Source organism: Stenotrophomonas sp. PFBMAA-4, assembly GCF_030053215.1.
Lineage (GTDB): Bacteria > Pseudomonadota > Gammaproteobacteria > Xanthomonadales > Xanthomonadaceae > Stenotrophomonas.
In genome coordinates this window covers 1-26,768 of record NZ_JASGBW010000043.1, presented here as the reverse complement: position 1 = coordinate 26,768, position 26,768 = coordinate 1, and the positions used below count along the sequence as shown (strand labels likewise).

The window sequence follows — 26,768 nt, the reverse complement described above, 5'->3', positions numbered from 1 at the left end:
TCGACCCAGCCATGTTGAAAGTGGGTCAAGCCTGCTTCCAGCAGGCTTGACCACGAACATAGGATCTCGGCTCTACAAGAGCCCGCCGCGCGCATTCCAGCGCCCCGGACGGCGCCGGGCAGCCCCGCCACGGGGCCGCTGACCCCGTGAAACCCTTGTCAGAACGTGATGTCCGACACCTCTGTCATGGACGTCATACGGCTGTAACAAAAACATCATTTCATAGCCGCATCCGCCGACGACGTCGGCTCTTCCCCGCTATGGAGTGAACATGAAACTGCACTCGGCCGGCCTCGCCGCCCTTTCCCTGGCCATCGCCCTGGGCCTGTCGGCCTGCGGTGGCGACAAGCAGGCTGCACAGCAGCCGGCTGCCGACGCAGCCGCCGCCCCGGCCGCTGCCGGCGACAAGGTGACCGCCGAGGTCTCCGGCGCTGGCGCTTCCTTCATCTTCCCGCTGGTGTCCAAGTGGTCGGCCGACTACAACACCGCCACCGGCGCCAAGATCAACTACCAGTCGATCGGTTCGGGCGGCGGTATCGCCCAGATCAAGGCCGGCACCGTTGATTTCGGTTCCTCGGACAAGCCGCTGAGCAGCGACGAGCTGGCCCAGGCCGGCCTGGCCCAGTTCCCGTCGGCCATCGGCGGCGTGGTGCCGGTCGTCAACATCGAAGGCCTGGAAGCCGGCAAGCTGCGCCTGACCGGCGCCCTGCTCGCCGACATCTTCCTGGGCAAGGTCAAGACCTGGAACGACCCGGCCATCGCCGCGGCCAACCCGGGCGTGACCCTGCCGGACGGCAAGATCACCATCGTCCACCGTTCGGACGGTTCGGGCACCACCTTCAACTTCTCCAACTACCTGTCCAAGGTCAGCCCGGAGTGGAAGACCAAGGTCGGCGAAGGCACCTCGGTGCAGTGGCCGGACGGCGTCGGTGGCAAGGGCAACGAAGGCGTTGCCTCCTACGTGAAGCAGATCAAGGGCTCCATCGGCTACGTCGAGCTGGCCTACGCCCTGCAGAACGCCATGCCGTACACCGCCCTGCAGAACGCCGCAGGCACCTGGGTGCAGCCGAACGCTGAAACCTTCGCCGCCGCTGCTGCCAGCGCCGACTGGGCCAGCGCCAAGGACTTCAACCTGGTCATCACCAACGCCCCGGGCGAGCAGGCGTGGCCGATCACCGCCACCAACTTCATGCTGATGCAGAAGAAGCCGAAGGACGCCAAGCGCAACCAGGACACCCTGGCCTTCTTCAAGTGGGCCTTCGAAAACGGCCAGACCCAGGCCAACGAGCTGCACTACGTGCCGCTGCCGGCCGAACTGACCAAGCAGATCGAGGCCTACTGGGGCACCGAGCTGAAGTGATGGACCCGACGGTGCCCGCCCCGCGCGGGCACCGTCACTTCCACGTCGTGCCGCCCCCTTTCCTGGCCCTGCCGTCCCCATGAATGCCATCGCCCAGCCTGTAGCAGCCCCGTCCACGCGCGATGCGCGTGATGCCCGCAACGACAAACTGTTCCGATGGGTGCTGGTCGGCACCGTCATCTTCGTCCTGATCGCCCTGGCCTGCGCCGCGCTGTCCATGCTGTGGGGCGGCCGCCATGCCCTGCAGATGCAGGGCCTGAGCTTCTTCTTCTCCTCCGACTGGAATCCGGTCGAAAACAAGTTCGGCGCCCTCGCCCCGATCTACGGCACCCTGGTCACCGCGTTCATCGCGATGGTCATCGCCGTGCCGGTCAGCTTCGGCATCGCCTTCTTCCTCACCGAAGTCGCGCCGCGCTGGCTGCGTGGCCCGGTCGGCACCGCCATCGAACTGCTGGCAGGCATTCCCTCGATCATCTACGGCATGTGGGGCCTGTTCGTGCTGGTGCCGGTGATGACCGAGTACGTCACCCCGTTCCTCAACGAAACCCTGGGCGAATGGCCGATCATCGGGCCGATGTTCCAGGGCCCGCCGCTGGGCATCGGCATGCTCACCGCCGGTTTCGTGCTGGCCATCATGGTCATCCCGTTCATCTCCTCGGTGATGCGCGAAGTGTTCCTGACCGTGCCGACCCGACTGAAGGAATCGGCCTACGCGCTGGGTTCGACCAAGTGGGAAGTGAGCTGGGACATCGTCCTGCCCTACACCCGCTCGGCTGTGATCGGCGGCGTCTTCCTCGGCCTCGGCCGTGCGCTGGGCGAAACCATGGCCGTGGCCTTCGTGATCGGCAACAGCGTGCGCCTGTCGCCGTCGCTGCTGGAACCGGGCACCACCATCGCCGCGCTGATCGCCAACGATTTTGGCGAAGCCACTGAAACCTACCGCTCGGCGCTGCTGCTGCTCGGCTTCGTCCTGTTCATCGTCACCTTCGTCGTGCTGGCCATCGCCCGCCTGATGCTGATGCGCCTGTCCCGCAAGGAGGGCAACTGATGTCCACCACCGCTGACTCCCTGTACCTGCGCCGCCGCATCGGCAACGTCATTGCCATCGCGCTGTCCTGCGCCACCGCCCTGTTCGGCCTGTTCTTCCTGGGCTGGATCCTGTTCACCCTGGCCGCCAAGGGCCTGGCCGGCATCAACCTGGATCTGTTCACCAAGATGACGCCGCCGCCGATGCAGGAAGGCGGCCTGGCCAATGCCTTCTTCGGCAGCGCGGTGATGTGTGCGCTGGCGATCGGCATCGGTACCCCGCTGGGCGTGCTGGCCGGTACCTGGCTGGCCGAGTACGGCAACGCCCGCAAGGCCGGCACCGTGGTCCGCTTCGTCAACGACATCCTGCTGTCGGCGCCGTCCATCGTGCTGGGCCTGTTCGTCTACACCCTGTACGTGATGCAGACCGGCGGCAACTTCTCCGCCTTCGCAGGTGCGCTGTCGCTGGCCTTCATCGTGCTGCCGGTGGTGGTGCGCACCACCGACGAGATGCTGCGCCTGGTGCCTTCGCAGATGCGCGAAGCCGCCCTGTCGCTGGGTATCCCGCAGTGGAAGGTGATCGTGCAGGTGCTGTACCGCAGTGCGTCGGCCGGCATCATCACCGGCATCCTGCTGGCGCTGGCCCGCATTTCCGGTGAAACCGCCCCGCTGCTGTTCACCGCCTTCGGCAACCAGTACTGGAACAACAACATCTTCCAGCCGATGGCCTCGGTGCCGGTGGTGATGAACCAGTTCGCCGGCAGCCCGTATGAATCCTGGCAGGTGCTGGCCTGGGCCGGTGCCCTGGTACTGACTGTCTTCGTGTTGCTGGTCAGCCTTGCCGCTCGCGGCATCCTGCTGCGCAACCGTATCTCCCATGACTGACCTTTCCGTGGATAACGCCATGAACGACCTCTCCAACGCCGTGCCCATGCAGCGCATCGCGGTGCCGGCCTCGCACGAGAACCTGCACGCGCCGTCGCCGGTCAAGCTGGCCGCGCGTGGTCTGGACTTCTACTACGACAAGTTCCACGCCCTGAAGGGCATCAACCTGGAGATTCCGGAAAAGCGCGTGACCGCGCTGATCGGTCCCTCCGGTTGCGGCAAGTCGACCCTGCTGCGCATCTTCAACCGCATCTACGCCCTGTACCCGAAGCTGGAAGCGCGTGGCGAGGTGCTGCTGGACGGCGAGAACATCCTTTCGCCGAAGTACCCGATGAACCGCCTGCGCAGCAAGGTGGGCATGGTGTTCCAGAAGCCGGTTCCGTTCCCGATGACCATCTTCGAGAACGTGGCTTACGGCATCCGCCACCACGAGAAGCTGAGCAAGGCCGACATGGCCGACCGCGTCGAGCAGGCCCTGCGCCAGGGCGCGCTGTGGGACGAAGTGAAGGACAAGCTGGGGCAGAGCGCCCTGGGCCTGTCCGGTGGCCAGCAGCAGCGCCTGTGCATCGCCCGTGCCGTGGCGCTGCGCCCGTCGGTGCTGCTGCTGGATGAGCCGACCTCGGCGCTGGACCCGATCTCGACCAGCCGCATCGAGCAGCTGGTGGAAGAGCTCAAGCACGAGTACACCATCGTCATCGTCACCCACAACATGCAGCAGGCTGCGCGCGTGTCCGACTACACCGCCTTCATGTACCTGGGCGACCTGATCGAGCACGACCGTACTGAAGTGATCTTCTCGCAGCCCTCGCAGCGGCAGACCGAGGACTACATCACCGGTCGCTTCGGCTGATCGGTGTCGTCCCCTCGCCACATGTCCCAGCCAGGCACGGCCTGGCTCTACCCGGATTGCAGACCATGAATCTTCCCAACGACCACATCGTCAAGAGCTACGACGAAGAGCAGCAGCGCCTGGTGGCCGAAATCGTGCGCATGGGCGAGATGGCTGTCGCCCAGCTGGAGGCGTCGATGGACGTCATCGAGAAGCGCGACGAGAACGCCGCGCACCGCATCATCGCCAACGATGAAGCCATCGACCAGCTGGAGCAGCAGATCAGCCACGACGTGATGCGCCTGGCCCTGCGTGGCCCGATGGCCCGCGACCTGCGCGAGATCCTGGCCGGCCTGCGCATTCCGGCCGACATCGAACGCATCGGTGACTATGCCGCCAACGTTGCCAAGCGCTCCATCGCGCTGGGCAAGGTGCCGCCGCTGCCGCAGATCCAGGGCCTGCGCGCCCTCGGCCGCCTGGCCGCGCAGCAGGTGCGCCGCGCCATCGCCGCCTACCGCGACAACGACGCCGAAGCCGCCATCGCCCTGCGCCAGGACGACGCCCGCCTGGACGCGCAGTACACCGCGCTGTTCCGCGAGCTGCTGACCTACATGATGGAAGACCCGCGCAACATCACCCCGTGCACCCACCTGCTGTTCATGGCCAAGAACCTGGAGCGCGTGGGCGACCACGCCACCAACATCGCCGAGAACGTGTGGTTCCTGGTGCACGGCGAGCAGCCGCTGCCGCCGCGCGAGAAGCGCGACGAGACGTCCAGCACCGACCACGTCTGATACTGCGCTGCAGCAGCGCAAGCGCCTCCGGAGGCCCCTGTCGGCATGACAGGGGCCTTTTTTGTACGCGCGATCCGGGCATTCATCCACGCATGGCGTGGATCTACTGGATACCGTGCTCCTGCCCCCTTCCCGCCTGCTGCAATCCTCACGCCAGCAGTAGATCCACGCCATGCGTGGATGCCGTGCGCGGCCCCCCCCCTTCCCGGCAGCGGCAATCCTCACGCCAGCAGTAGATCCACGCCATGCGTGGACGTGGTGCGCGGCCCCCCCTTCCCGCCTGCGGCAATCCTCACGAAAATTTGAGGTCTCGGCGAGGATTCCTTGAGTAGGATCGCTGCACCATCGTTTCACCCCGAACGCCCGCCCACCACCCAAGGAGTACGACCGATGAGCAGTTCCAACAAGACCCTGTCCCTGCTGACCGCCACCGCCCTGGCTGCAGGGCTGGGCGTGACTGCCAGTGCTTCGGCCCTGAGCATGACCGACCTCGCCCAGGGCTACCTGGTGGCTGGCCAGGCGGCCAAGGCCGGCGATGCCAAGGCAACCGACGCCAAGGCCGGTGACGCCGCCAAGCATGCCGAGGGCAAGTGTGGTGCCGACGGCAAGAGCGCCGAAGGCAAGTGCGGCGCCGGCAAGGGCAAGGCCAAGGCCGGCGCAGGCGCCGATGCCAAGGCAAAGACCGCCGGCGACAAGAAGGCCGCCGAAGGCAAGTGTGGCGAAGGCAAGTGCGGTGCCAAGCACTGACGCTGCCGCCAGCGTCGTTTCCCCGCGGCTGCCGCTTCCAGCGGCGGCCGTCGGGCTGGGCCTGCGGCGGGCACTGCTGCAGGACCTGCACGACGCGCCGGCCGGCGATTTCGATTTCCTGGAGTGCGCGCCGGAGAACTGGATCAACGTCGGCGGTCCGGCCGGCGATGCGCTGGACGAACTGGCCCGGCGCCATCCGCTGAGCTGCCACGGCCTGTCGCTGTCGCTGGGCGGCAGCGCACCGCTGGATACCCAGCTGCTGCAGCAGGTCGGCCGCTTCCTCGAGCGCTACCGCGTGCCGCTGTACAGCGAGCACCTGAGCTACTGCAGCGACGAAGGCCAGCTCTACGACCTGCTGCCGATTCCGTTCACCGATGAAGCGGTGCGCCACACCGCCGCCCGCATCGCCCGCGTGCAGGACCTGCTCGGCCGCCGTATCGCAGTGGAGAACGTGTCGTACTACCTGGCGCCGCAGCCGGCGATGGACGAACTTGCCTTCACCAACGCGGTGCTTGCCGAGGCCGACTGCGACCTGCTGCTGGACGTCAACAACGTGTACGTCAATGCCTGCAATCACGGCTACGATGCCGATACCTTCATCGCCGGGCTGCCGGCCCAGCGCATCGTCTGCCTGCACGTGGCCGGCCACCTGGACGAGGCACCGGACCTGAAGATCGATACCCACGGCAGCCCGGTGATCGACCCCGTGTGGGCACTGCTGGAACGCAGCTACGACCGCTTCGGCCCGCGCCCCACGCTGCTCGAACGCGATTTCAACTTCCCACCCTATGCCGAGCTGCAGGGCGAACTGCGCACCATCCGCCGCCTGCAGGGCACGTTGCGCGAGGCTGCCCATGGCTGATGCACCCGAGCGCCTGCGCGCGCAGCAGCACGCGTTCACTGCGCACCTGCGCGACCCGCAACAGGTGCCGGCCCCGGCCGACCTGGACCCGCGGCGGGTGGCGGTCTACCAGCGGCTGCTGTTCAACAACCTGCTGGGGCTGCTCGGCACGGGGTTCCCGGTCTGCGTGCGCCTGCTCGGCGAACCTGCGTGGGCCGACCTGGTGCGCCATTACTTCGCCCACCATCGCGCACGCGCGCCGCTGTTCACCGCCGTGGCGGCCGAGTTCGTGCAATGGCTGCAGGCACAGCCCGAGTTGCCGCACCCGGCACTGGCCGAGCTGGCCCACTATGAGTGGGTGGAAACCGACCTGTACCAGCGCGCGGCCCAGCCGCTGCCACCGGCACCCGGCGTCGACCCGCTGCAGGCCCCGCTGCGCTGCTCACCGCTGGCCTGGCCGCTGCTGTACGCGTGGCCGGTACACCGCCTGGGCGCCGACGATGCACCGGCCACCCCGCCCGCCGAACCCACCGCCCTGCTGGTCCGCCGCGATGCCGATGGCGTGGTGCGCTTCGCCCAGCTCAGCCCGCTGGCCGCGCACCTGCTGATCCTGATCGACGAAGCACCCGGCGCCAGCGGCCAGCAGCAGTTACAGCAGCTGGCCACCCTGCACCACCTCGACGCCGACGCATTGGCCGAACCCGGCACGCAGCTGCTGCAGCAGTTCCTGCAGGCCGGCGTGATCGGCCCGCTGCCCGCCGTGGCCTGATCCCCCCCAACGAGGAGTTTCCCCCTGATGAACACCCTGCCCCTGGCCGCCGTGCGCGGCCAGCTGGATCGCTGCGGCCCGTGGCTGGCCCCCCTGGGCCTGCGCCTGCTGCTGGCCTGGGAATACTTCGAGTCCGGTCGCGAAAAGCTGCAGGGCCAGAACTGGTTCGCCGAACTGCAGGGCGCGTTCCCGTTTCCGTTCGACCAGCTGCCGGCCAGCGTGAACTGGCAGTTGGCGACCTGGTTCGAACTGGTCGGCGCGGCCTGCCTGCTGTTCGGCCTGGGCACGCGTTTCGCGGCTGCCAGCCTGCTGGTACTGACCGTGGTGGCCACCTATGCCGTGCACTGGCCCATGCATTGGGATTCGCTGGGTGAACTGGCGATGGGCTATGCGATCAGCGATCAGGGGTTTGGCAATTTCAAGCTGCCGGCGTTGTTCATGGCGATGCTGCTGCCGTTGCTGTTCAACGGCGCCGGGCGCCTGAGCGTGGATGCGTGGGTGGCCGGCCGGGCCGTCGCGCCCGCCCGTTACACGCCGATACGCACCGAAACTGCGGAATAGCCCGATTTAATCGCCTATTCATAAAAAAATCCGATGCTGGATCCGTGGCCTTGATGACCACGTCCCTCCCCCGGAGTCGCCCCATGAAGCGTCTGATTGCTGCCACCCTTTCCCTGGCCCTGCTGGCCACCGCCGTCTCGCCCGCGATGGCGGCTCCGTATGGCGCCGGTGGGCGCGACGACCATCACGGCCAGAAGGACCGCCACGACGACCGCCGTGATCCGCCCCGTCGCGGCCACAGGCTGGCCCACGACCACCGGGGCGAGTACGTGCGCGATTACCGCCACCATGGCCTGCATGCCCCCGCCCGCGGCCAGGAATGGCGCAAGGTCGATGGCCGTTACGTGCTGGTTGCCGTGGCCACCGGCATCATCGCCGACGTGGTGCTGGCGCGTAGCTGATCCCCGTGCAGCGCCCCGGCCATGCAAGCCGTGGCCGGGCGCTCAGGGTCGCTCTGCTAGAATCCGCGCATGAATGACCCCACCCCCGCAGCTGAAGCCGCCCCTGTTTCCGTAGTTCCGATGGCGCAGCGCGCGATGTCGCAACGCTTCCGCGGCTTCCTGCCGGTGGTGGTTGATGTGGAAACCGGCGGTTTCGACAGCCAGCGCAACGCGCTGCTGGAAATCGCCGCAGTGCCGATCGAGATGGACGAGAACGGCCTGCTCTACCCGGGCCAGACCGCCAGCGCCCACGTGGTGCCCGCCGAAGGGCTGGAGATCGACCCGAAATCGCTGGAAGTGACCGGCATCATCCTCGACCACCCGTTCCGGCTGGCCAAGGAAGAAAAAGCCGCGCTGGACCACATCTTCACCCCGGTGCGCGCGGCAATGAAGAAGTACGGCTGCCAGCGCGCGATCCTGGTCGGGCACAACGCCCATTTCGACCTGGGGTTCGTCAATGCGGCGGTGGCACGCACCGGCCACAAGCGCAACCCGTTCCATCCCTTCAGCGTGTTCGACACGGTCACTCTGGCGGGTATCGCCTACGGGCAGACGGTGCTGGCGCGTGCGGCCAATGCCGCAGGGCTGGGCTGGGATGCCAACGAGGCACACAGCGCGGTGTACGACACCGAGCAGACCGCGCGGCTGTTCTGCACCATCGCCAACGCCTGGCCGCGGTAGATCCACGCCGTGCGGACCAACGGTCCGCACCCACCATTCAAGATGAAATGCATCGGCCGTGCGGACCAACGGTCCGCACCCACCATTCAAGATGAAACGCATCGGCCGTGCGGACCAACGGTCCGCACCCACCATTCAAGATGAAATGCATCGGCCGTGCGGACCAACGGTCCGCACCCCCCCTTCAACCTGCCCGGTAGATCCACGCCATGCGTGGATAGGCATCAACCGATGCTGGTGCGGTCGCGGCCGTCGCTCTTGGCGCGGTACAGCGCGCGGTCGGCGCGCTGGTACAGCAGCGCCGGGGTGCGGTCGTCGGCCGCCAGTTCCACCAGGCCCGCGCTGAAGGTCACCCGCAGGCCCTTCACCCCGGCCCAGTCCGGATGGTCATGGAACAGGCCGCGCAGGCGCGCGCAGACCTGGGCTGCTTCTTCCAGCCGCGTATCGTTGAGCAGCAGCGCGAACTCTTCGCCGCCGGTACGTGCCGGCAGGTCCGAATCGCGGCACGCCGCGGCGATCACTTCCGCCACTTCCTTCAGCACCAGGTCGCCGATGCTGTGGCTGTAGGTGTCGTTGACGTCCTTGAAGTGGTCGATATCCAGCACCACCAGGCTCAGCGGGTGGCCGCTGCGCTGCGAGCGGGCGAAGTCACGGGCCAGCGTCTCGTCGAAGCCACGGCGGTTGGCCAGGCCGGTCAGCGCATCCTCGCGGGCCTGCCGTTCGAACGCTTCGGCCTGCCGTGCCAGGCGCTCGGCCAGCTCGGTCTTCTCCTGGTTCAACGCCTGCAGGTGCACGGTCTGCGCCTGCAGGTCGAAGGTCGCCTCATCCACGCGGCGCGCCAGGCGCAGGTTGTTGGCCTTGTACTGCTGCAGCAGGAACCGGTACAGCGCCACCAGCGCGCCCAGCAGCAGCAGCCCGATCATCGCCTGCACGCTGTGCCGCTGCCACCAGAACGGTTCGACGGTGAAACTCCACACCGCCTCCTGCTGGCCCCAGGCACCGCCCGGGTGCGAGGCCGCCACGTGCAGGGTGTAATCGCCCGGCGGCAGGCCGACGAACTCGACGCTGCGCTGCGGGCCGCGCTCGACCCAGCTGGTGTCCAGCCCGTCCAGGCGCGTGCGGTAGCGGATGCGGTCGGACATCAGGTAGCTGAGGCCGACGAAGCTCACTGCCAGCCGGCGCCCACCGGGAATCAGGTTGCGCTCGGGGCCTTCCCAGTGCACCTGCGCGCCATCGACCTGCACGTTCTCGATCGCCGCCGGCGGTGCCGGGCGCTCGCGGAAGCGCTGCAGGCGCTGCGGGTCCACCGTGCTCAGGCCACCGGCGGTCACCACCCAGAAGGTGCCGTCCTGGCGCAGGATCGCCGAGGGCGCCGAGCTGCCGTTGGCCTGTGCGTTGGCCATCCCGTCGATCTCGTTGTAGCGCTCCACCATCACCCGCGGCGCGCGGCCGTCAGCCACCGCGTTCAAGGTCGCCATGTCGGTGCGCAGCACGCCCCGGTTGCTGCTGATCCACACATTGCCCAGCCGGTCGGGCACCAGCTGGAACACCGCATCGACCGGCATGCCCTGCTCCAGGCCGACCCGCGACAGGCGGTTCCTGTACCAGCGGTACAGCCCGCGGTCGCTGCTGATCCACATCGCCTCGCCGATCTGGTGGAAGCCGAACACACTGCGGCCGCCGCCCATCGGGGCCAGATCGATGGACTGCACATGGTCGCCGCGCAGCACGCGGATGCCCTCGATGGTGCCGATCCACAGGTTGCCCTGGTGGTCGTGTTCCAGCGCGGTGATCAGGCCGTTGGGCATGCCCGGCGTGTTCGCCACCCGCACGCGGTCGCCATCGATGCGCACCACGCCCTTCTGCGTGCCGGCCCAGACCACGCCGGACGGATCGACGCTGATCGCACGGATGTTGCCACCCGGCATGCCATCGGCCGCATCGTAGTTGTGGCGCAGGCTGCCATCGGCACGCAGGCGGTAGACGCCGTCGCCAAAGGTGCCCACCCAGAGGTCGCCACCCGGGTCCTGGGCCAGGCTGAGCACCGACGCCGCCTTGCCGCCGCGGTTGTGCAACACCATCGGCCGGAAACGGCCGTCGGCGGTCTGCTGGTCCAGGCCGCTGGCGCTGCCCACCCACAGCCGGCGATCGCGGTCCTCGAACACGGTGCGCACGTAGTCACCACTCAGCCCATCGCGTTCGGTGTAGCTGCTGAACAGCGTTTCGCGCAGGCGGTACAGGCCGCCGTTGGCGCCGACCCAGATGCTGCCTTCGGCATCCTCGCGCAGGCTCACCACGCGCCCGCCGGGCAGGTTCAGGCCGGCCGGCAGGCGTTCCAGGCCGTGGCTGGATATACGCAGCAGGCCCTGGTTCTCGGTACCCAGCCAGATATCGCCGTGGCGGTCCTGCAGCATCGCGGTCATGTGCAGCTGGCCCGGCAGGCTGTGGACCAGCACCAGGCGGTCATCCTCGACCCGGTACAGGCGCTCGCCGGCCACGATCCACAACGCGCCATCGGGTGCGCGATAGGGCCAGGTCAGGCCCTTGCCCACGCCCCATCCGGCCGGTGCACGCTTGAGTTCGCCATCGTTGTCGCGCAGGACCAGGCCATCGAGGGTGCCGATCCAGACCCGGTCCTGGGCATCGACCACCAGCTTGGTGAAGCTCATCGCCAGCGGCAGGTCCGGCGGCGGCGGCTGGTAGACGATGCCGGTTTCGGGCGTCAGATATGCGATGCCCTTGCCTTCGTACAGCAGCCACAGGCGCCCCTGGCTGTCCATCTGCATCGACTGGATCAGCACTTCCGGGGTGTTGGCCTCGTGCTCCCAGACCCGCCACTGGCCAGCGCTGCTGCGGTAGGTCACGTTGCCACGCGAATCGGTGATCCACAGCCCGCCCTGGCGGTCCACCAGCAGGGCACCGATGCCGTTGTCGCGCAGCCCGGGCCGCGTGCTGCGGTCGAACACGGTGAAATCCAGGCCGTTGTAGCGCACCAGGCCTTCCCACGTGGCGAACCACAGGTGGCCTTCGGGGGTCTGGGCGATGTCACGCAGCGAGTTGTGCGGCAGGCCGTTGCGCGACGTCCACACGTCGATGGCGTAATCGCGCAGCGGCGGTGCGGAGGTCTGCGCCGCCAGCGGCGAGGCCAGCCACAGCAACAGCCACAGCACACCGAGCCGCAGCAGGCGACCGATGTGATGTTCCGGGTGGCGCCCCGCCAGGCGCCTGCCAGCCCCCTGCCCGCCCATTACTGCAGCGGCGGCGGCCAGGTGCGGTTGCCGCGCACGGCAACAGGCAGGAACAGGAACAACCGGGCGGCACGGGGCCGCGCGCCGGTGCGAACAGGCTGGCTCATCGCGTGAACTGTGGGGAGATGGGGCGAATGATAGGCCAAACACCCCTCCCGGCGTCACCGCAGCGTGAAGACCGGGGGCTGAAAGGGATCTGACCCGGGGCCGGATCCCTCTGCGCACGCAGAGGGCTCTGCCCCCTCAACCGGCCACGACCGTCAGCGCGCGGCCACCGGGCTGCCCGCCGGCCACTGCACCACCGCTTCCAGCCCCCCCTCGGGACGGTTGCGCAGCCACAGGCGAGCGCCGTCCTTCTCGGCCAGCGCGCGGGCGATGGTCAGGCCCAGGCCGGCGCCACCGGTCTGCCGCGAGCGCGAGGTCTCCACCCGCACGAACGGGTCGAACACAGCTTCGAGCTGGTCATCGGCCAGGCCCGGGCCATCGTCGGCCACGACCACGGTGATCGCACCGCCGCTGCGGTCCACGCGCACCCGCACGCGCTCGGCGTACATCACCGCGTTGTCCACCAGATTGGAGAACAGCCGGTGCATGGCCAGCGGCCGCAGCATCAGCACCGCGCCGCTGCCACCTTCAAAGGCCACGTCGGCACCCGCTTCGGCGGTGTCCTCGACGATGCTTTCCAGCAGCGAATCCAGATCGAGCGCAGCGCGCTGTTCAGCGCTCTCGGCGCTGCGCGCCAGTTCCAGGCCTTCGCGCACCAGTGCCTGCATCGCCGCCAGGTCGCCGATCAGGCGCTCGCGCAGGATCTCGTCGGTCACGTTTTCCAGCCGCAGGCGCAGCCGGGTGAGCGGCGTCTGCAGGTCATGGGTGATCGCCGCCAGCATCTGCGTGCGTTCGGCCAGGTGCCGCTGCAGGCGATGCTGCATGGCATTGAAGGCCTCGGCGGCGCGCTGCACTTCGCGCGGGCCGCGCAGGGGCAGCGGATCGCGCTGCAGGTCGTCACCCAGTTCTTCGGCGGCCGAAGCCAGTTCCTGCAGCGGCGCACTGGCCATGCGCGAAACGATATAGGCCAGCACCGCGATGGCCAGCACCAGCAGGGTCAGGAACAGCGGGTCCACGGCCAGCACGCCGTTGTGCGCCACCGCCGGCGAATCCAGCGCCAGCTTCAGCGCGGTGCCATCGCTGAGGACCACGTCCACGGCGCGGCACTTGGGCGGAATGAAGGACGGATCGCGTTCGCGCGGCGGGCGGCGGTGGCCCGGCGGCGGCGGCGGCAGCAGTTCCTGCAGCTTGGGGATGCACGAGCGGAACGAGGTGAAATGCACGTGCGCGCGTGCCACCGGTCCGGGACGGTCATCCAGCACTTCCATCAGCGCGGTGTCGATGCGCCCCACGCGCGCACCGGACGGCAGCGCGCGCACGCTCGGCCCGCCCATATCCAGCAGGCGATCGCGCAGTTCCGGGTTGCCGTCGAGCAGGTTGACGTAGCCCTGCAGCCGGTCGGCAATGCGGTTCAGGTTCTGCCGTTCGAAATCCTGCTGGCGCTTGGACGTGGCCAGCATGGTCGCGCCGATCGCGGCCACCGCCATGCCCAGCAGCAGGATCACGAACAGCCGCCCCACCATCGAGGACAGGAAGTGGCGCAGGCGCTTCATCACGGCTTATTCCAGGTTGACGGCCGAGGCCAGCACATAGCCTTCGTTGCGCACGGTCTTGATCAGCCCATCGGGGCCGCCATCGTCGGCCAGCTTGTTGCGCAGCCGGCTGACCTGCAGGTCGATCGCCCGGTCCTGCGCTTCGTAGTTGCGGCCGCTGCTGAGCGCGACCAGCTGCTCGCGCGAGAGCACCTTGTTGGCGTGCGCGATGAACACCCGCAGCAGGCGGAACTCGGCGCCGGACAGCACCACCACGCGGCCATCGGGGTCCACCAGGTGGCGGTGTTCCAGATCGAAGATCCAGCGCGAGAAGCGTGCGCGGCGCACGGCCAGCGGTTCCAGGTTGGCCGGCAGCGCCTCGGTCCGGCGCAGCACGTTGCGGATGCGCGCCAGCAGCTCGCGCGGCTCGAACGGCTTGGCCAGGTAATCGTCGGCGCCCATTTCCAGGCCCAGCACGCGGTCGATCGGCTCGGCACGCGCGGTGAGCATGATCACCGGCGTGTTCGAGCGCGCGCGCAGGTCACGGCACAGGGTCAGGCCATCCTCGCGCGGCAGGTTGAGGTCGAGCACGATCAGGTCCACGTGCTCGCGTTCCAGCAGCTGGCGCATGCTGGTGCCATCGGCCGCGGTGCTGACCAGGTAGCCGGCGCGGCCGAGCTGTTCGGCCAGCAGGGTGCGGATGTCATTGTCGTCGTCGACGATCAACAGGCGATGCATCGGGTTTTCGGTCTCCATGTCGCGATTTTCCCGTGTCGGGAGCTGAACCGCATCCTGTCCGGTGCGTACCACTGTATCGACGCCGGGGCGGGATACCTGCAGTTACGCGTTTCGGCCGCCAGTGTTACACATGGACACACCTCGAGGATTGAGCCCGCCCGCGCCCGATCTTCACAATGCCCACCAATGCCGCTGCGGCGGCCTGCCTGAGTGAAGCCCGCACGTGATCTCCCGCCTGTTGCCCGCGACCCGCCGGGGTCGTCTGATCGTGATTGTCCTGCTTGTGGTGATTGCTGCCGCGTGCGCCTGGTGGCTGCTGCGCAAGCCCGCCGCCCCGGCCCTGGCCACCAGCCCGGTCAGCCGCGGCGACATCGAACAGACGGTGGAAGCCACCGGCGTGATCGACGCCTACAAGCTGGTCAGCGTCGGCGCGCAGGCTTCGGGCCAGATCAAGTCGCTGAAGGTGCAGCTGGGCGATACGGTGAAGGAAGGCGACCTGATCGCCGAGATCGACGCCACCACCCAGCAGAACCAGGTGCTCAACGCGCAGGCCTCGCTGGACCAGGTGATCGCCCAGCGCGCCGTGCAGCAGGCCAGCCTGCGCCAGGCCGAGCTGGACTTCGCCCGGCAGAAGGAGATGCTGGCCGCCGAGGCCACCTCGAAGCAGGAATACGATGCCGCCGAGGCCACGCTGAAGACCGCCCGTGCCCAGCTGCAGTCCTACGAGGCGCAGATCAAGGGCCGCGAAACCGAGCTGGGCACCGCCCGCGCCAACCTGGCCTACACCCGCATCACTGCGCCGATGGACGGCACCGTGGTGGCGGTGGTGGCCGAGGAAGGCCGCACGGTGAACGCCAACCAGACCGCGCCGACCATCGTCATGCTGGCGCGCCTGGACGTGGTCACCGTCAATGCCGAGGTGTCCGAGGCCGACGTGGTCAAGATCAAGGCCGGCATGCCGGTGTACTTCACCACCCTGGGCGACCCGGACCGCAAGTACCACGCCACGCTGCGCCAGATCAATCCGGCGCCGTCGTCCATCGCCAACGAAAGCTCGTCCAGTTCCAGCAGTTCCTCCAGCTCCAGTTCCAGCAGCGCGGTCTACTACAACGCACTGTTCGACGTGGAAAATCCGGATGGCACCCTGCGCATCGACATGACCGCGCAGGTCTCGGTGCTGCTGCAGCAGGCCAAGGGCGCGCTGCTGGTGCCGGCCGTGGCGCTGGGGCCGAAGACCCGTGACGGCGAGCGCGTGGTGCGCGTGGTCGACGCGCAGGGCCAGCCGCAGCCGCGCAAGGTCAAGGTCGGCATCAACAACGGTGCCTCCGCGCAGATCCTGTCCGGGCTGAAGGAAGGCGAGCGCGTGGTGGTCGGCGAAGGCGGTGCGGCCGCGTCCAGCAGCGGCACCGGCAACCGCGGCGGTGGTGCCATGCGCATGGGCGGGCCCGGTGGCATGGGCCCGCGCCGATGAGCACGACGGCGCCCCTGCTGCGCCTGCGTGACCTGCGCCGCGAGTTCCCGGCGGGCGACGATGTCATCGCCGTGCTGCGCGACGTCAACCTGGACATCCACGCCGGTGAGATGGTGGCCATCGTCGGCCAGTCCGGCTCGGGCAAGTCCACGCTGATGAACATCCTCGGCTGCCTGGACCGCCCCACCCGCGGCAGCTACCAGGTGGCCGGCCGCGAGACCGGGAAGATGGAGCCGGACGAGCTGGCCGAGCTGCGCCGCGGGCATTTCGGTTTCATCTTCCAGCGCTATCACCTGCTGGGCGACCTCGATGCGCGCGGCAACGTGGAAGTGCCGGCGGTGTACGCCGGCAGCCCGGGGCCGACCCGCAACGCGCGCGCCGAGCAGCTGCTGCAGCGGCTGGGCCTGGGCGACCGCATGCACCACAAGCCGGGCCAGCTGTCCGGCGGCCAGCAGCAGCGTGTGTCCATCGCCCGTGCCCTGATGAACGGCGGCGAGGTGATCCTGGCCGACGAGCCAACCGGCGCGCTGGACACCCGCTCCGGCGAGGAAGTGATGGGCATCCTCGGCGAGCTGCATGCTGAAGGCCACACCATCATCCTCGTCACCCACGACATGAGCGTGGCCGAACACGCCCAGCGCATCATCGAAATCCGCGACGGCGAAATCATCGCCGACCGCGCCAACCCGAAGGCGCCCAGCTACCGCGCGCAGCGCCAGCCAAGCACCGACGTGGCCCATGGCAGCAGCTGGCGCGCGGCGCGCGACCGCTTCACCGAAGCGTTCCGGATGGCGCTGCTGGCGATGAACGCACACCGCCTGCGCACCTTCCTGACCATGCTCGGCATCATCATCGGCATCGCCTCGGTGGTGTCGGTGGTGGCGCTGGGCAACGGCTCGCAGCAGCAGATCCTGCAGAACATCAGCGCGCTGGGCACCAACACGATCGACGTCTATCCCGGCCGCGGCTTCGGTGACATGCGCTCGGCGCGCGTGCAGACGCTCAAGGCCAGCGACGCCGATGCATTGTCAAAGCAGAGCTACGTGGACAGCGCCACGCCCAGCGTGTCGACCTCGGTCACGGCGCGCTACCGCAACCAGTCGGCCACCGCCCAGGTCAGCGGCGTGGGCGAGCAGTACTTCCGGGTGAAGGGCGTGACCCTGCTCGCGGGCAGTTTCTTCGACAGTGATTCGGTGCGTGGCCTGGCCCAGGAAGGCGTGATCGATGAAAACACGAAGACCCAGTTCTTCCCAGACAGCGATCCGATCGGCCAGGTGATCCTGCTCGGCAACGTGCCGGTACGCGTGGTCGGCGTGGCCAAGAAGCAGAGCTTCGGTTTCGGCGGCAGCACCAGCCTGGGGGTGTTCGTGCCCTACACCACGGTGATGTCGCGCATGCTGGGGCAGAGCCATGTCTCCAGCATCACCGTGCGCGTCAACGATGAAACACCGATGGATGCGGCGCAGGAGGCCATCACCCGCCTCCTGACCCTGCGCCACGGCACCGAGGATTTCTTCCTCAGCAACAGTGCCGAGATCCGCGAGACCATCGAGCAGACCACGCGCACGATGACCCTGCTGATCGGCGCCATCGCCGCCATCGCGCTGCTGGTCGGCGGCATCGGCGTGATGAACATCATGCTGGTGTCGGTGACCGAGCGTACCCGCGAGATCGGCGTGCGCATGGCGGTGGGGGCGCGGCAGAGTGACATCCGCCAGCAGTTCCTGATCGAAGCCGTGCTGGTCTGCCTGATCGGTGGCCTGCTCGGCATCGGCCTGGCCCTGCTGGTGGGCGCGCTGATCGGCCACTTCTCCAGCAACTTCCAGGTGGTGTTCTCGACCGCCTCGATCATCGCCGCGTTTGCCTGCTCGACCCTGATCGGCGTGGCGTTTGGATTCCTGCCGGCACGCAATGCCGCCCAGCTCGACCCGGTGGAGGCCCTGGCCCGCGAATGAAGATGATGACCCGACTGACCTCCCCTGCCCCCTCGCGCCTGCTGCTGGCTGGCGCCGTGCTGCTCGCCCTGTCCGGCTGCGCCTCGGTGGGCCGCTATCCCACCGCGGACCCCGCCGTGGCCGCGACCTATGGCCGTGGCGATGCCACCCTCAATGCGCCAGCCGACGACCCGCGCAGCAGCCTGGATACCCCGGGCCGCGATATCCGCCAGGACACCTGGTGGACCGGCTTCGGCGATGAGCGCCTGGACCGCCTGGTCGCGCAGGCCCTGGCCGCCAACAGCGACCTCGGTGCCGCCGGCCTGGCCGTGCAGCGTGCCCGCCTGCAGGCCGGCCTGGCCAGCAACGCCCTGTTGCCGCAGCCGTCCTCGTCCGGCGTCAGTGCCAGCGGCAGCCGCCCCACCGACCAGGCCGCCGACTGGAGCCGCGGCTATTCCACCGGCGTGTCGCTGTCGTGGGAGGTGGACCTGTGGGGCCGCCTGCGCACCGAGCGTGACATCGCCCGCTGGGAAGCCCAGGCCAGCGAGGAAGACCGGCAGAACACCGCCCTGCTGGTGATCGGCGACACGATCAGCCAGTACTGGTCGCTGGCCTACCTCAACCAGTCGATCGCCAGTGGCGAAGCCAACCTGCAGCGGCTGGAGCGCACCCGCGACCTGGTGCAGGCGCGCTTCGATGCCGGCGCGGTATCGCGGCTGGAAGTGCGCCAGGCCCTGCAGAACCTGGAATCGCAGCGTTCGGCGCAGAGCGCGCTGGAACAGCAGCGGGTGGAAGTACGCAACGCATTGACCGTGCTGCTGGATGGCACGCCGTGGCCACAGCAGGACGAGCCGCAGGACCTGCAGGCCGCGCGCAGCCCAGGCATCGACGAAGGCCTGCCTGCCGACCTGCTGGGCCGCCGCCCCGACCTGCGCGCGGCCGAACTGCGCCTGCGCAACAGCCTGAAGACCATCAAGGTGACCGCCACCCAGTACTACCCGGCGCTGAGCCTGACCGGCAGCCTCGGCTCCAGTGCGACCTCGCTGGGGGATGTGCTGCGCAACCCGGTGGCCACGCTCGGCGCCGGCCTGTCGCTGCCCTTCCTCAACCTGCAGCGTGCGCAGCTGGACACCGACATCGCCGGCACCGCCTACCAGATCGCCGCGACCAACTTCCGCAAGACGCTGTACACCGCGCTTTCGGAAGTGGACAACGCGTTGTCCGCGCGCGAGCAGCTGGCCCGCCAGGTGGCGTCCTCGCAGGCGTCCTATGACCAGGCGGTGGAAGTGGAGCGCGCGCAGGAAGTGCGTTACCGCGTGGGCGCCACCGACCTGCGCACCTGGCTGGAAGCGCAGCAGACCCGCCGCGATGCCGAACTGTCACTTGCCCGCGTGCGGCAGAGCCAGCTGAGCAACGACGTGACCCTGTTCAAGGCCCTGGGTGGCAGCGCGGGGTGAGGCGATGCGGGGCTGCGCCCCGCACCTGCCGAAGCAACGTCAACGTCAAAAGCTCGCTTTCTGCGGGACGGCGAGGCGGGTCCGGTGGCAGGGGACGCCGTAAACCCTTCCATGGGGGCTTGGTCGCGGCATCCATGCCGCTCACACCCCTGCCACCGGACCCACCCCGCCCTCGACAGACTTCCGCGATCTGTCGGAATCTGCTGCTGATGGTGGGTGCCGACCGTTGGTCGGCACGGGCTCTGGCCCCGGTTCTGCTCTGGTAGGTGTCGACCTTGGTCGACACGATCCTGCCGATCACAAAAAAGGGTCAGCCCCCTTTTCTCGCAGGAAAAGGATCTGACCCCGATCACGTCGTGTCGGCCGATCAACCGCGCTGGCGCACGGCCTCGAACCCACGAGCTGTCGGAATCTGCTGCTGATGGTGGGTGCCGACCGTTGGTCGGCACGGGCCCTGGCCCCGGTTCTGCTCTGGTAGGTGTCGACCTTGGTCGACACGATCCCTTCCGTAGAGCTGAGCCCACAAAAAAGGGTCAGACCCCTTTTCCCGCAGGAAAGGGATTTGACCCCGATCACGACAGCCGAGCGTGGGCTCGGCTCTACAGAAGCTGCCGGCCGATCAACCGCGCTGGCGCACGGCCTCGAACCCACGAGCTGTCCGAATCTGCTGCTGATGGTGGGTGCCGACCGTTGGTCGGCACGGGCCCTGGCCCTGGTTCTGCTCTGGTAGGTGTCGACCTTGGTCGACACGATCCTTCCGTAGAGCCGAGCCCACAAAAAAGGGGCAGACCCCTTTTCCCGCAGGAAAGGGATCTGACCCCGATCACGACAGCCGAGCGTGGGCTCGGCTCTACAGAAGCTGCCGGCCGATCAACCGCGCTGGCGCACGGCCTCGAACCCACGAGCTGTCCGAATCTGCTGCTGATGGTGGGTGCCGACCGTTGGTCGGCACGGGCCCTGACCCTGGTTCTGCTCTGGTAGGTGTCGACCTTGGTCGACACGATCCTGCCGATCACAAAAAAGGGGCAGCCCCCTTTTCCCGCAGGAAAAGGATCTGACCCCGATCACGTCGTGTCGGCCGATCAACCGCGCTGGCGCACGGCCTCGAACCCATGAGCTGTCGGAATCTGCTGCTGATGGTGGGTGCCGACCGTTGGTCGGCACGGGCCCTGACCCCGGTTCTGCTCTGGTAGGTGTCGACCTTGGTCGACACGATCCTTCCGATAAAAAAAGGGTCAGATCCCTTCTCCTGTTGGGGAGGGATCTGACCCCGATCACGACAGCCGAGCGTGGGCTCGGCTCTACAGAAGCTGCCGGCCAATCAACCGCGCTGGCGCACGGCCTCGAACAGGCTGACGCCCGCGGCGACGGAGACGTTCAGGCTCTCGATCTCGCCCGGCATCGGGATCTTGACCAGGCCATCGCAGTTCTCGCGGGTCAGGCGGCGCAGGCCATCGGCTTCACCGCCCAGCACCAGCGCGATGTTGCCCTTCAGGTCCAGCTGGTACAGCGAAGCGGTGGCCTCACCGGCCAGGCCGTAGATCCAGACGCCCTGCTTCTGCAGGTCCTTCAGGCAGCGCGACAGGTTGGTCACCGCGACCACCGGGATGAGGTCGGCGGCGCCGGCCGAGGTCTTGCGCACAGTCGCATTGACCGTGGCCGACTTGTCCTTGGGAATGATCACGGCGGTGGCACCGGCCGCGGCGGCCGAGCGCAGGCAGGCGCCCAGGTTGTGCGGGTCCTGCACCTCGTCCAGCACCAGCAGCAGGGCCTTGCCCTCGGCGGCAGTGACCAGGCCTTCCAGCTCGTTCTCGCTGTAGGTGCGGGCGGCGGCATAGCGCGCGGCCACGCCCTGGTGGCGCACCGAGCCGCCGACACCGTCCAGCGCCTGGCTGTTGACCTTGCGCACGTCGATGCCCTTGCGGCGGGCGTTTTCCTCGATTTCGACCAGGCGCGGGTTCTTCGCACCGGCCTCGACCAGCACTTCGCGGACGTTCTCGGCGTCGTTCTCGATGGAGGAGGCGACGGCGTTGACGCCGACGATCCACTGGCTGTTCTTGCTCATGCGGGCGGGACCGGAAAGGGGGTGGCTATGGTAGAGCATCGGCGGGCCGGGCGCTGCGGCGGCTCAACGGCCGCCGGGCATGGCCCGGCGCTACCCGCGCGTACGCGGCGGCCAATGCGGGGTGTCGTGATCAGGGTGCTGGTGGGACACGACCGTGGCCAGGAAGTCCAGCGCCGCAATGTCCTCTTCGGTGCGCCGCGCCGGCAGGCTGGCCAGCGTGTCGACGAACGGCAGCTTGCGCTCCACGCCGTACTGGAGGGTCGGAGGCAGGCGTTCAGGTTGGTCGAAGGCCCCCGCCGCCACCGCCACCCCGTCCGGTGCTTCGTAGGTCAGCGGTGTACCGCAGTCGGCACAGAAACCACGCCGCACCACGTTGGAAGACTGGAAATAGCGTGGCTGGCCGCGGGTCCAGCTGAACTGCACGCCGCGCACCGACACCAGCGGTGCGTAGTAGCCGCCGAACGCCTTCTGGCACATGCGGCAATGGCAGATCGAGCTGTCGGTCAGCTCACCGCGCGCCTGGAAGCGGATCGCACCGCATTGGCAGCCGCCGCTGTATTCGGGTTGGCCCTGCATGGTGGGTTCCTCCATAACGGCGTGCCAACCAAGGTTGGCACCTACCGGGTGAGGTGGGTGCCGACCGTTGGTCGGCACGCCTTTCAATACTGCTTCTTGGTGCGCTTGGCCGGCTTGCCGCGCTCGGGCAGCGGCGGCAGGCCGTCGCCCTCTTCCTCACCCTTGTGCTCGACCAGGCGGAAGTCGATCTTGCGCTCTTCCATGCTGGCCTTCAGCACCAGGATGCGCACGCGGTCGCCCAGCCGGTAACTGGCGCCACGACGTTCGCCGGTCAGCGTCTTGCGGGTCGCGTCGAACTTGTAATAGTCCTGCGGCAGCTGGGTGACGTGCACCAGGCCCTGCACCTTCGACTCGTCCAGTTCCACGAACAGGCCGAAGCTGGTCACGCCACTGATCACGCCGTCGAACTGGCCACCGACATGCTTTTCCATCCACGCCGCGCGGTAACGCTCGTCCACTTCGCGCTCGGCCTCGTCGGCACGGCGCTCGCGCTCGGAGCACTGCAAGGCCAGCGCAGCCATCTCGCGGGCGTTGTAGGTGAACTTGTCCAGCGGCTTGCCGGACAGCGCGTGCTTGATCGCACGGTGTACCAGCAGATCGGGATAACGACGGATCGGCGAGGTGAAGTGCGCGTACGCTTCCAGCGCCAGGCCGAAGTGACCGTGGTTGTCCGGACTGTAGACCGCCAGGCTCTGGCTGCGCAGCAGCACCGATTCCAGCAGCGTGGCATCGGGACGGTCGCGGATCTTCTTCAGCAGCTTGGTGTAGTCGCCCGGGCGCACCTTCGACCACGGCGGCAGGCTCAGCTTGAATTCCTTGAGGAATTCCAGCAGGTCGGCGTACTTGGTCTCCGGCGGCTTCTCATGCACGCGGTACGGCGCCGGCACCTGACGCGACAGCAGGTACTTGGCCGCCTCCACGTTGGCCGCGATCATGCATTCCTCGATCAGCTTGTGCGCGTCGTTGCGCACCAGCATGCCGGCCTGGGTGACTTCACCGCGGTTGTCGAGCACGAAGCGCACTTCGCTGCTTTCGAATTCGATCGCACCGCGCTTGGCGCGCGCCTTGGACAGCACCTTGTACAGCTGGTGCAGGCGCTGCACCTGCGGCAGCAGGTCGCCGAGCCATGCCTTGGTATCGGCATCGTCCTCGCCCACCGCCTTCCACACCTGCGTGTAGGTCAGGCGCGCATGCGAGTTCATCACCGCTTCGTAGAAACGCGAATGGGTGACCAGGCCGTCACGATCGATCTGCATGTCGCAGACGAAGCACATGCGGTCGACCTTCGGCATCAGCGAGCAGATGCCGTTGGACAGGGTCTCCGGCAGCATCGGCACCACGAAGCCCGGGAAGTACACCGAGGTGGCGCGCTTCTGCGCTTCCTCGTCCAGCGGCGTACCGGGGCGGACGTAGTTGGAGACATCGGCGATGGCGACGACCAGGCGGAAGCCATCGGCATTCGGTTCGCAGTACACCGCGTCGTCGAAGTCCTTGGCATCCTCGCCGTCGATGGTGACCAGCGGCGTGCTGCGCAGGTCGACGCGGTCGCCGATCATTGCCGGCTCGACCACCAGCGGCACTGCAGCGGCCTCGTCCAGCACGGCCTGCGGGAACTCGAACGGCAGTTCATGGCCGTGGATGGCGGTCTCCACCACCAGCGATGCGGTCAGCTTGTCGCCAAGCACCGCGATGATGCGGCCGATCGGCGGACGCCGGCTGTCCGGTGCCTGGGTCAGTTCGCAGACCACCAGCTGGCCGTCGCGCGCGCCACCGGTCTGGTCCGGCGGCACCTGCACGTTGCGCTGCACGCGCTTGTCGTCGGGCACCACGTAATTGATGCCCATCTCGATGCTGAAGCGGCCGATCAGGCGGGTCATGCCGCGCTCCAGCACGCGGGCGATGCTGCCCTCGCGACGGCCGCGATGATCGATGCCGGTGACGCGGGCAAGCACCTTGTCGCCGTGCATCACCTTGCGCATTTCATACGGCGGCAGGAACAGGTCGTCGCCGCCCTCGACCGGGCGCAGGAAGCCGAACCCTTCAGGATTGGCGATCACCACGCCGGTGACCAGGTTCAAGGTCTGGATCGGGGCGAAGCCACCACGGCGGTTCTGCACCAGCTGGCCGTCGCGGACCATCGCGCCGAGCCGGCGCGACAGCGCCTCGGCCCGGTCCGGAGCGGTCAGGCCCAGGCGTGCGCCCAGTTCCTCGGCGGTCTGCGGCCCCTCGCAGCGTTCCAGCAGGGCCAGGATGGCCTCGCGGCTGGCGATGGGCTGTTCGTACTTCTCGGCCTCGCGGCTGGCATAGGGATCGTCGATCACCTTGCCGGTCGGCGGCAGCTTGCGGCCCGGGGCCGGGCCGGGCGCTTCAGCGCCGCGGGGCTTGCGGCCGCGGGGCGGCGCGGCGCCGTCATTCAATTCGGGGAACCAACCCGGCAGCGGCTTGCCCGGCTTGGTGGTGCGGGCTGCGCCCGGCTTGGCGCCCTTCTTCGGGGCCTGGCTGCGGGAGGTGCTCCCGCCCTTGCTTGGTTTTTTGGTAGTCATCGCCCTACATGGTAGCCGTTGATGGCGTGCAGAACGGGTCAGCGGCCGGCTCGAAGGCATTGCGTGAAAAAAATTCAGGAAGTCGTTGACACCCTGCGGATTCATCTTCACAATTGCGCCTCTGGAACGCCCAGGTGGCGGAATTGGTAGACGCACTAGTTTCAGGTACTAGCGGGTAAAACCGTGGAGGTTCGAGTCCTCTCCTGGGCACCAACGAAAAAACTCCTCGCTTCGGCGGGGATTTTTTTTGCCTGCAGTTCCAGTGCGGCCTAGGCTATCTGCCCCCTCCCCCCCCCCCGTCCGTCCAACCAATGGTGGTTGTTGAAGCCACCACGTATCATCCTCCCTTTCTCATCAAGAGATGAGTTCAATTTCATTCAGGGAGGGAATGATGCTGAGTTTCGTACTGGAAGCACTGATCCATCTTCGCGACGCAGGCGCCGCACTTCTGGTCTCGCTTCGAGACCTACCAGATGCGACCAACTCAGATGCGGCCGACGCCAATAAACCAGATCTACAGAAAGCTGCGAATGAGGCGCTGGCGAGCTGGCAGGCACTCCGAGAACTTTCGGAACATAGGGGCGTTCATTATCGTACCCGCGCCAAGCTTGCGGAATTGATCGATATCAGCAGGAACGTGGCACAGGGTTGGGAAATCATAGCAAGCACATCACTGCCCGGTGGATATCAGAACCCACAGGTCCTACTTGCCATTGCCAGGATGACAGACTACCTGCTGTTGGACCTGCTTCCGCCCGCCATACGCTATTACGAACGGTCCGCTGAGGTTGCACATTCAGAGCGGGGCACCATCTCTCGCCGCAGCAAGCCAACGCCGGCTACGGAACCAATATTCAAACAGGCGAGTAGGCTGGCGTATCAGTATGAAGCTGTTCCGCCCCATCTTCTCCCGCGAGCCGGCAGCCACGTATCGCCTAGCGACTCAGTGATCCGCGGACCAGTGGAGGTCCCTGTCTATTACGGAACCACGCGGACTCGCTGCAAGGCAGCAGACATTAGTCCAAGGAACCACTACCGGAACGGGCGAGGCAACGGCCAACTTTCACTTGGCATCGCCAGGGTCTCGATTCCGCGCGGCCACACAGTTGGAAAGATGGAGCGGCCCCTGACAATCTGGAAGCTTCGATTGAAGGAGAATTCGTCCAGACACATCGTGGTGCAGTCGGTGACTGAAATGGCTTGCAGCGAGTGGATTACCGCATGTAAAGGTGAACTCAAAGTCACCGACACAAAATCGGCATTCCTGTTCATCCATGGATTCAATGTGGAATTTGCAGAAGCGGTTTCAAGAGCCGCCCAGATAGCACGGGATATCGATTACAAAGGTCTTGTCTGCGCTTTCAGCTGGGCCTCTCTCGCATCGGTGAAGGGATATGCAGCAGATGAAGACACGGTGCAGCTTGACTCTCCGCAACTGCGTGAATTCCTCAGGACCCTCCATCAGGACGTTGGGGTTGAAGAACTCCACATAGTTGCACACAGCATGGGCAATCGCGCGCTCCTTCCAGCATTGAAGGATCACGGATGGTGGCGCACAAACAGCACACCAGTCGCCCAGGCAGTTTTCGCCGCCCCAGATGTGGATGCCATGATCTACCGTCAAGCAATGGCAGCAATGCCAAAGGCAGCGGGCAGATACACGCTCTATGGCTCCGAACGTGACTGGGCCATCGCGCTATCCCGCGGGATACGCAATTCGCACCCACGAGCAGGAGACGGAGGCAAGAACATTCTTGTGCTGCCCGGCGTGGAAACCATCGATGCCTCCACGGTTGGTGACGGACTCTTTGGCCTTGGCCACTCCTACATCGCTGACAAGACGTCGATACTGGCTGACCTACGTCAAGTCCTTAATGGCGTCAAGATGACTCGCACCGGACTGGAGCAGACACCTCACGCTGACGGGATGTACTGGAGAATTCCAGCCTAAAACCAGGCATACCTCGCCTATAGAGGGGACGAACGAACGCTAGTAACGGCTACAGGAGATATGCCGCCAGTGCTTGGTTGAGCCTTGGCCAAGGGTGTTGACATCCCCGTCAGCGCAGCCCATAATCCTCCCTCTCGACGCCCAGGTGGCGGAATTGGTAGACGCACTAGCTTCAGGTGCTAGCGGGGGCAACTTCGTGGAGGTTCGAGTCCTCT

General features: G+C 67.2%; 20 protein-coding genes, 1 tRNA gene and 1 pseudogene. 16 read left to right on the top strand and 6 right to left on the bottom strand.

Annotation, left to right across the window (positions count from 1 at the left end):
* The first annotated feature begins 271 nt into the window (after nt 1–271).
* The 11 genes from pstS (at nt 272) to rnt (ending at nt 8,933) form a co-directional block, all read left to right on the top strand.
* Nucleotides 272–1,360, top strand: a complete 1,089-nt coding sequence (pstS, locus tag QMZ26_RS19725) for a phosphate ABC transporter substrate-binding protein PstS (RefSeq protein ID WP_079221294.1) — start codon at nt 272–274, stop codon at nt 1,358–1,360.
* A 79-nt stretch (nt 1,361–1,439) separates the two neighbouring features.
* Nucleotides 1,440–2,408: a phosphate ABC transporter permease subunit PstC gene (gene pstC, locus QMZ26_RS19720; RefSeq protein WP_079221293.1), complete on the top strand. Its 969-nt coding sequence runs from the start codon at nt 1,440–1,442 to the stop codon at nt 2,406–2,408.
* Complete coding sequence (pstA, locus tag QMZ26_RS19715) at nt 2,408–3,271, top strand: phosphate ABC transporter permease PstA (protein WP_079221292.1); 864 nt, start codon at nt 2,408–2,410, stop codon at nt 3,269–3,271. The genes pstC and pstA overlap by 1 nt, the downstream gene beginning before the upstream one ends.
* A 19-nt stretch (nt 3,272–3,290) precedes the next feature.
* Nucleotides 3,291–4,121, top strand: coding sequence for a phosphate ABC transporter ATP-binding protein PstB (pstB, locus tag QMZ26_RS19710; protein WP_079221291.1), 831 nt, complete (start codon nt 3,291–3,293; stop codon nt 4,119–4,121).
* 65 nt (nt 4,122–4,186) lie between these two features.
* On the top strand, nt 4,187–4,894 hold the full coding sequence (gene phoU, locus QMZ26_RS19705; protein WP_079221290.1) for a phosphate signaling complex protein PhoU: 708 nt from the start codon (nt 4,187–4,189) through the stop codon (nt 4,892–4,894).
* 390 nt (nt 4,895–5,284) lie between these two features.
* Nucleotides 5,285–5,641 (top strand): hypothetical protein, encoded by a 357-nt coding sequence (locus QMZ26_RS19700; protein WP_283222432.1) that lies wholly within the window; start codon nt 5,285–5,287, stop codon nt 5,639–5,641.
* Nucleotides 5,628–6,503 carry a DUF692 domain-containing protein gene (locus QMZ26_RS19695; protein ID WP_200733742.1) on the top strand — a complete coding sequence of 292 codons (876 nt, stop codon included), beginning with the start codon at nt 5,628–5,630 and terminating at the stop codon, nt 6,501–6,503. Before QMZ26_RS19700 ends, QMZ26_RS19695 begins: the two co-directional genes overlap by 14 nt.
* Complete coding sequence (locus QMZ26_RS19690; RefSeq protein ID WP_108746314.1) at nt 6,496–7,251, top strand: putative DNA-binding domain-containing protein; 756 nt, start codon at nt 6,496–6,498, stop codon at nt 7,249–7,251. Before QMZ26_RS19695 ends, QMZ26_RS19690 begins: the two co-directional genes overlap by 8 nt.
* A 27-nt stretch (nt 7,252–7,278) precedes the next feature.
* On the top strand, nt 7,279–7,812 hold the full coding sequence (locus QMZ26_RS19685) for a DoxX family protein (protein WP_200733740.1): 534 nt from the start codon (nt 7,279–7,281) through the stop codon (nt 7,810–7,812).
* Between the two features lie 83 nt (nt 7,813–7,895).
* Entirely contained in the window at nt 7,896–8,213 is a 318-nt protein-coding gene (locus QMZ26_RS19680) for an RcnB family protein (protein WP_283222431.1), read from the top strand.
* A gap of 69 nt (nt 8,214–8,282) precedes the next feature.
* Complete coding sequence (rnt, locus tag QMZ26_RS19675; RefSeq protein ID WP_108759671.1) at nt 8,283–8,933, top strand: ribonuclease T; 651 nt, start codon at nt 8,283–8,285, stop codon at nt 8,931–8,933.
* A gap of 224 nt (nt 8,934–9,157) precedes the next feature.
* Here the strand turns inward: rnt and QMZ26_RS19670 are convergent, their stop codons facing one another.
* The 3 genes from QMZ26_RS19670 to QMZ26_RS19660 form a co-directional block, all read right to left on the bottom strand.
* Nucleotides 9,158–12,115, bottom strand: coding sequence for a ligand-binding sensor domain-containing diguanylate cyclase (locus QMZ26_RS19670; RefSeq protein ID WP_283222433.1), 2,958 nt, complete (start codon nt 12,113–12,115; stop codon nt 9,158–9,160).
* 326 nt (nt 12,116–12,441) lie between these two features.
* The gene (locus QMZ26_RS19665) at nt 12,442–13,839 is read right to left on the bottom strand and encodes an ATP-binding protein (protein ID WP_200733738.1); all 1,398 of its coding nucleotides are present in this window, start codon (nt 13,837–13,839) and stop codon (nt 12,442–12,444) included.
* Between the two features lie 6 nt (nt 13,840–13,845).
* Nucleotides 13,846–14,574, bottom strand: a complete 729-nt coding sequence (locus QMZ26_RS19660) for a response regulator (protein WP_079221281.1) — start codon at nt 14,572–14,574, stop codon at nt 13,846–13,848.
* A 205-nt stretch (nt 14,575–14,779) separates the two neighbouring features.
* Between QMZ26_RS19660 and QMZ26_RS19655 the strand changes: the two genes are divergently transcribed.
* The 3 genes from QMZ26_RS19655 to QMZ26_RS19645 are packed head-to-tail and all read left to right on the top strand — an operon-like array spanning nt 14,780 to nt 19,418.
* On the top strand, nt 14,780–16,027 hold the full coding sequence (locus tag QMZ26_RS19655; RefSeq protein ID WP_108746311.1) for an efflux RND transporter periplasmic adaptor subunit: 1,248 nt from the start codon (nt 14,780–14,782) through the stop codon (nt 16,025–16,027).
* Entirely contained in the window at nt 16,024–17,982 is a 1,959-nt protein-coding gene (locus QMZ26_RS19650) for a MacB family efflux pump subunit (RefSeq protein WP_079221279.1), read from the top strand. The genes QMZ26_RS19655 and QMZ26_RS19650 overlap by 4 nt, the downstream gene beginning before the upstream one ends.
* On the top strand, nt 17,979–19,418 hold the full coding sequence (locus QMZ26_RS19645; protein ID WP_313419521.1) for a TolC family protein: 1,440 nt from the start codon (nt 17,979–17,981) through the stop codon (nt 19,416–19,418). The genes QMZ26_RS19650 and QMZ26_RS19645 overlap by 4 nt, the downstream gene beginning before the upstream one ends.
* 1,321 nt (nt 19,419–20,739) lie before the next feature.
* Here the strand turns inward: QMZ26_RS19645 and rlmB are convergent.
* The 3 genes and pseudogenes from rlmB to rnr all read right to left on the bottom strand — a co-directional run.
* The gene (gene rlmB / locus QMZ26_RS19640) at nt 20,740–21,483 is read right to left on the bottom strand and encodes a 23S rRNA (guanosine(2251)-2'-O)-methyltransferase RlmB (RefSeq protein ID WP_283222429.1); all 744 of its coding nucleotides are present in this window, start codon (nt 21,481–21,483) and stop codon (nt 20,740–20,742) included.
* Between the two features lie 90 nt (nt 21,484–21,573).
* Nucleotides 21,574–22,059 carry a GFA family protein gene (locus QMZ26_RS19635; RefSeq protein ID WP_283222428.1) on the bottom strand — a complete coding sequence of 162 codons (486 nt, stop codon included), beginning with the start codon at nt 22,057–22,059 and terminating at the stop codon, nt 21,574–21,576.
* Nucleotides 22,060–22,142: 83 nt separating this feature from the next.
* Nucleotides 22,143–24,371: pseudogene (gene rnr / locus QMZ26_RS19630) on the bottom strand (ribonuclease R); the annotation flags it as partial.
* Nucleotides 24,372–24,730: 359 nt separating this feature from the next.
* On the opposite strand from rnr, the gene QMZ26_RS19625 reads away from it, so the two are divergent.
* Both QMZ26_RS19625 and QMZ26_RS19620 read left to right on the top strand, forming a co-directional pair.
* A tRNA-Leu gene (locus tag QMZ26_RS19625) sits at nt 24,731–24,815 on the top strand.
* Nucleotides 24,816–24,993: 178 nt separating this feature from the next.
* A complete protein-coding gene (locus QMZ26_RS19620) occupies nt 24,994–26,553 on the top strand; it encodes an alpha/beta hydrolase (RefSeq protein ID WP_283222426.1) in 1,560 nt (519 codons plus the stop codon).
* The last annotated feature ends 215 nt before the right edge of the window (nt 26,554–26,768 follow it).

Coding starts and splice junctions, on each gene's coding strand:
- pstS (WP_079221294.1), top strand. CDS start 272: ATGAAACTGCACTCGGCCGGCCTCGCCGCCCTTTCCCTGGCCATCGCC.
- pstC (WP_079221293.1), top strand. CDS start 1,440: ATGAATGCCATCGCCCAGCCTGTAGCAGCCCCGTCCACGCGCGATGCG.
- pstA (WP_079221292.1), top strand. CDS start 2,408: ATGTCCACCACCGCTGACTCCCTGTACCTGCGCCGCCGCATCGGCAAC.
- pstB (WP_079221291.1), top strand. CDS start 3,291: ATGAACGACCTCTCCAACGCCGTGCCCATGCAGCGCATCGCGGTGCCG.
- phoU (WP_079221290.1), top strand. CDS start 4,187: ATGAATCTTCCCAACGACCACATCGTCAAGAGCTACGACGAAGAGCAG.
- QMZ26_RS19700 (WP_283222432.1), top strand. CDS start 5,285: ATGAGCAGTTCCAACAAGACCCTGTCCCTGCTGACCGCCACCGCCCTG.
- QMZ26_RS19690 (WP_108746314.1), top strand. CDS start 6,496: ATGGCTGATGCACCCGAGCGCCTGCGCGCGCAGCAGCACGCGTTCACT.
- QMZ26_RS19685 (WP_200733740.1), top strand. CDS start 7,279: ATGAACACCCTGCCCCTGGCCGCCGTGCGCGGCCAGCTGGATCGCTGC.
- QMZ26_RS19680 (WP_283222431.1), top strand. CDS start 7,896: ATGAAGCGTCTGATTGCTGCCACCCTTTCCCTGGCCCTGCTGGCCACC.
- rnt (WP_108759671.1), top strand. CDS start 8,283: ATGAATGACCCCACCCCCGCAGCTGAAGCCGCCCCTGTTTCCGTAGTT.
- QMZ26_RS19665 (WP_200733738.1), bottom strand. CDS start 13,839: ATGAAGCGCCTGCGCCACTTCCTGTCCTCGATGGTGGGGCGGCTGTTC.
- QMZ26_RS19660 (WP_079221281.1), bottom strand. CDS start 14,574: ATGGAGACCGAAAACCCGATGCATCGCCTGTTGATCGTCGACGACGAC.
- QMZ26_RS19650 (WP_079221279.1), top strand. CDS start 16,024: ATGAGCACGACGGCGCCCCTGCTGCGCCTGCGTGACCTGCGCCGCGAG.
- QMZ26_RS19645 (WP_313419521.1), top strand. CDS start 17,979: ATGAAGATGATGACCCGACTGACCTCCCCTGCCCCCTCGCGCCTGCTG.
- rlmB (WP_283222429.1), bottom strand. CDS start 21,483: ATGAGCAAGAACAGCCAGTGGATCGTCGGCGTCAACGCCGTCGCCTCC.
- QMZ26_RS19635 (WP_283222428.1), bottom strand. CDS start 22,059: ATGCAGGGCCAACCCGAATACAGCGGCGGCTGCCAATGCGGTGCGATC.
- QMZ26_RS19620 (WP_283222426.1), top strand. CDS start 24,994: ATGCTGAGTTTCGTACTGGAAGCACTGATCCATCTTCGCGACGCAGGC.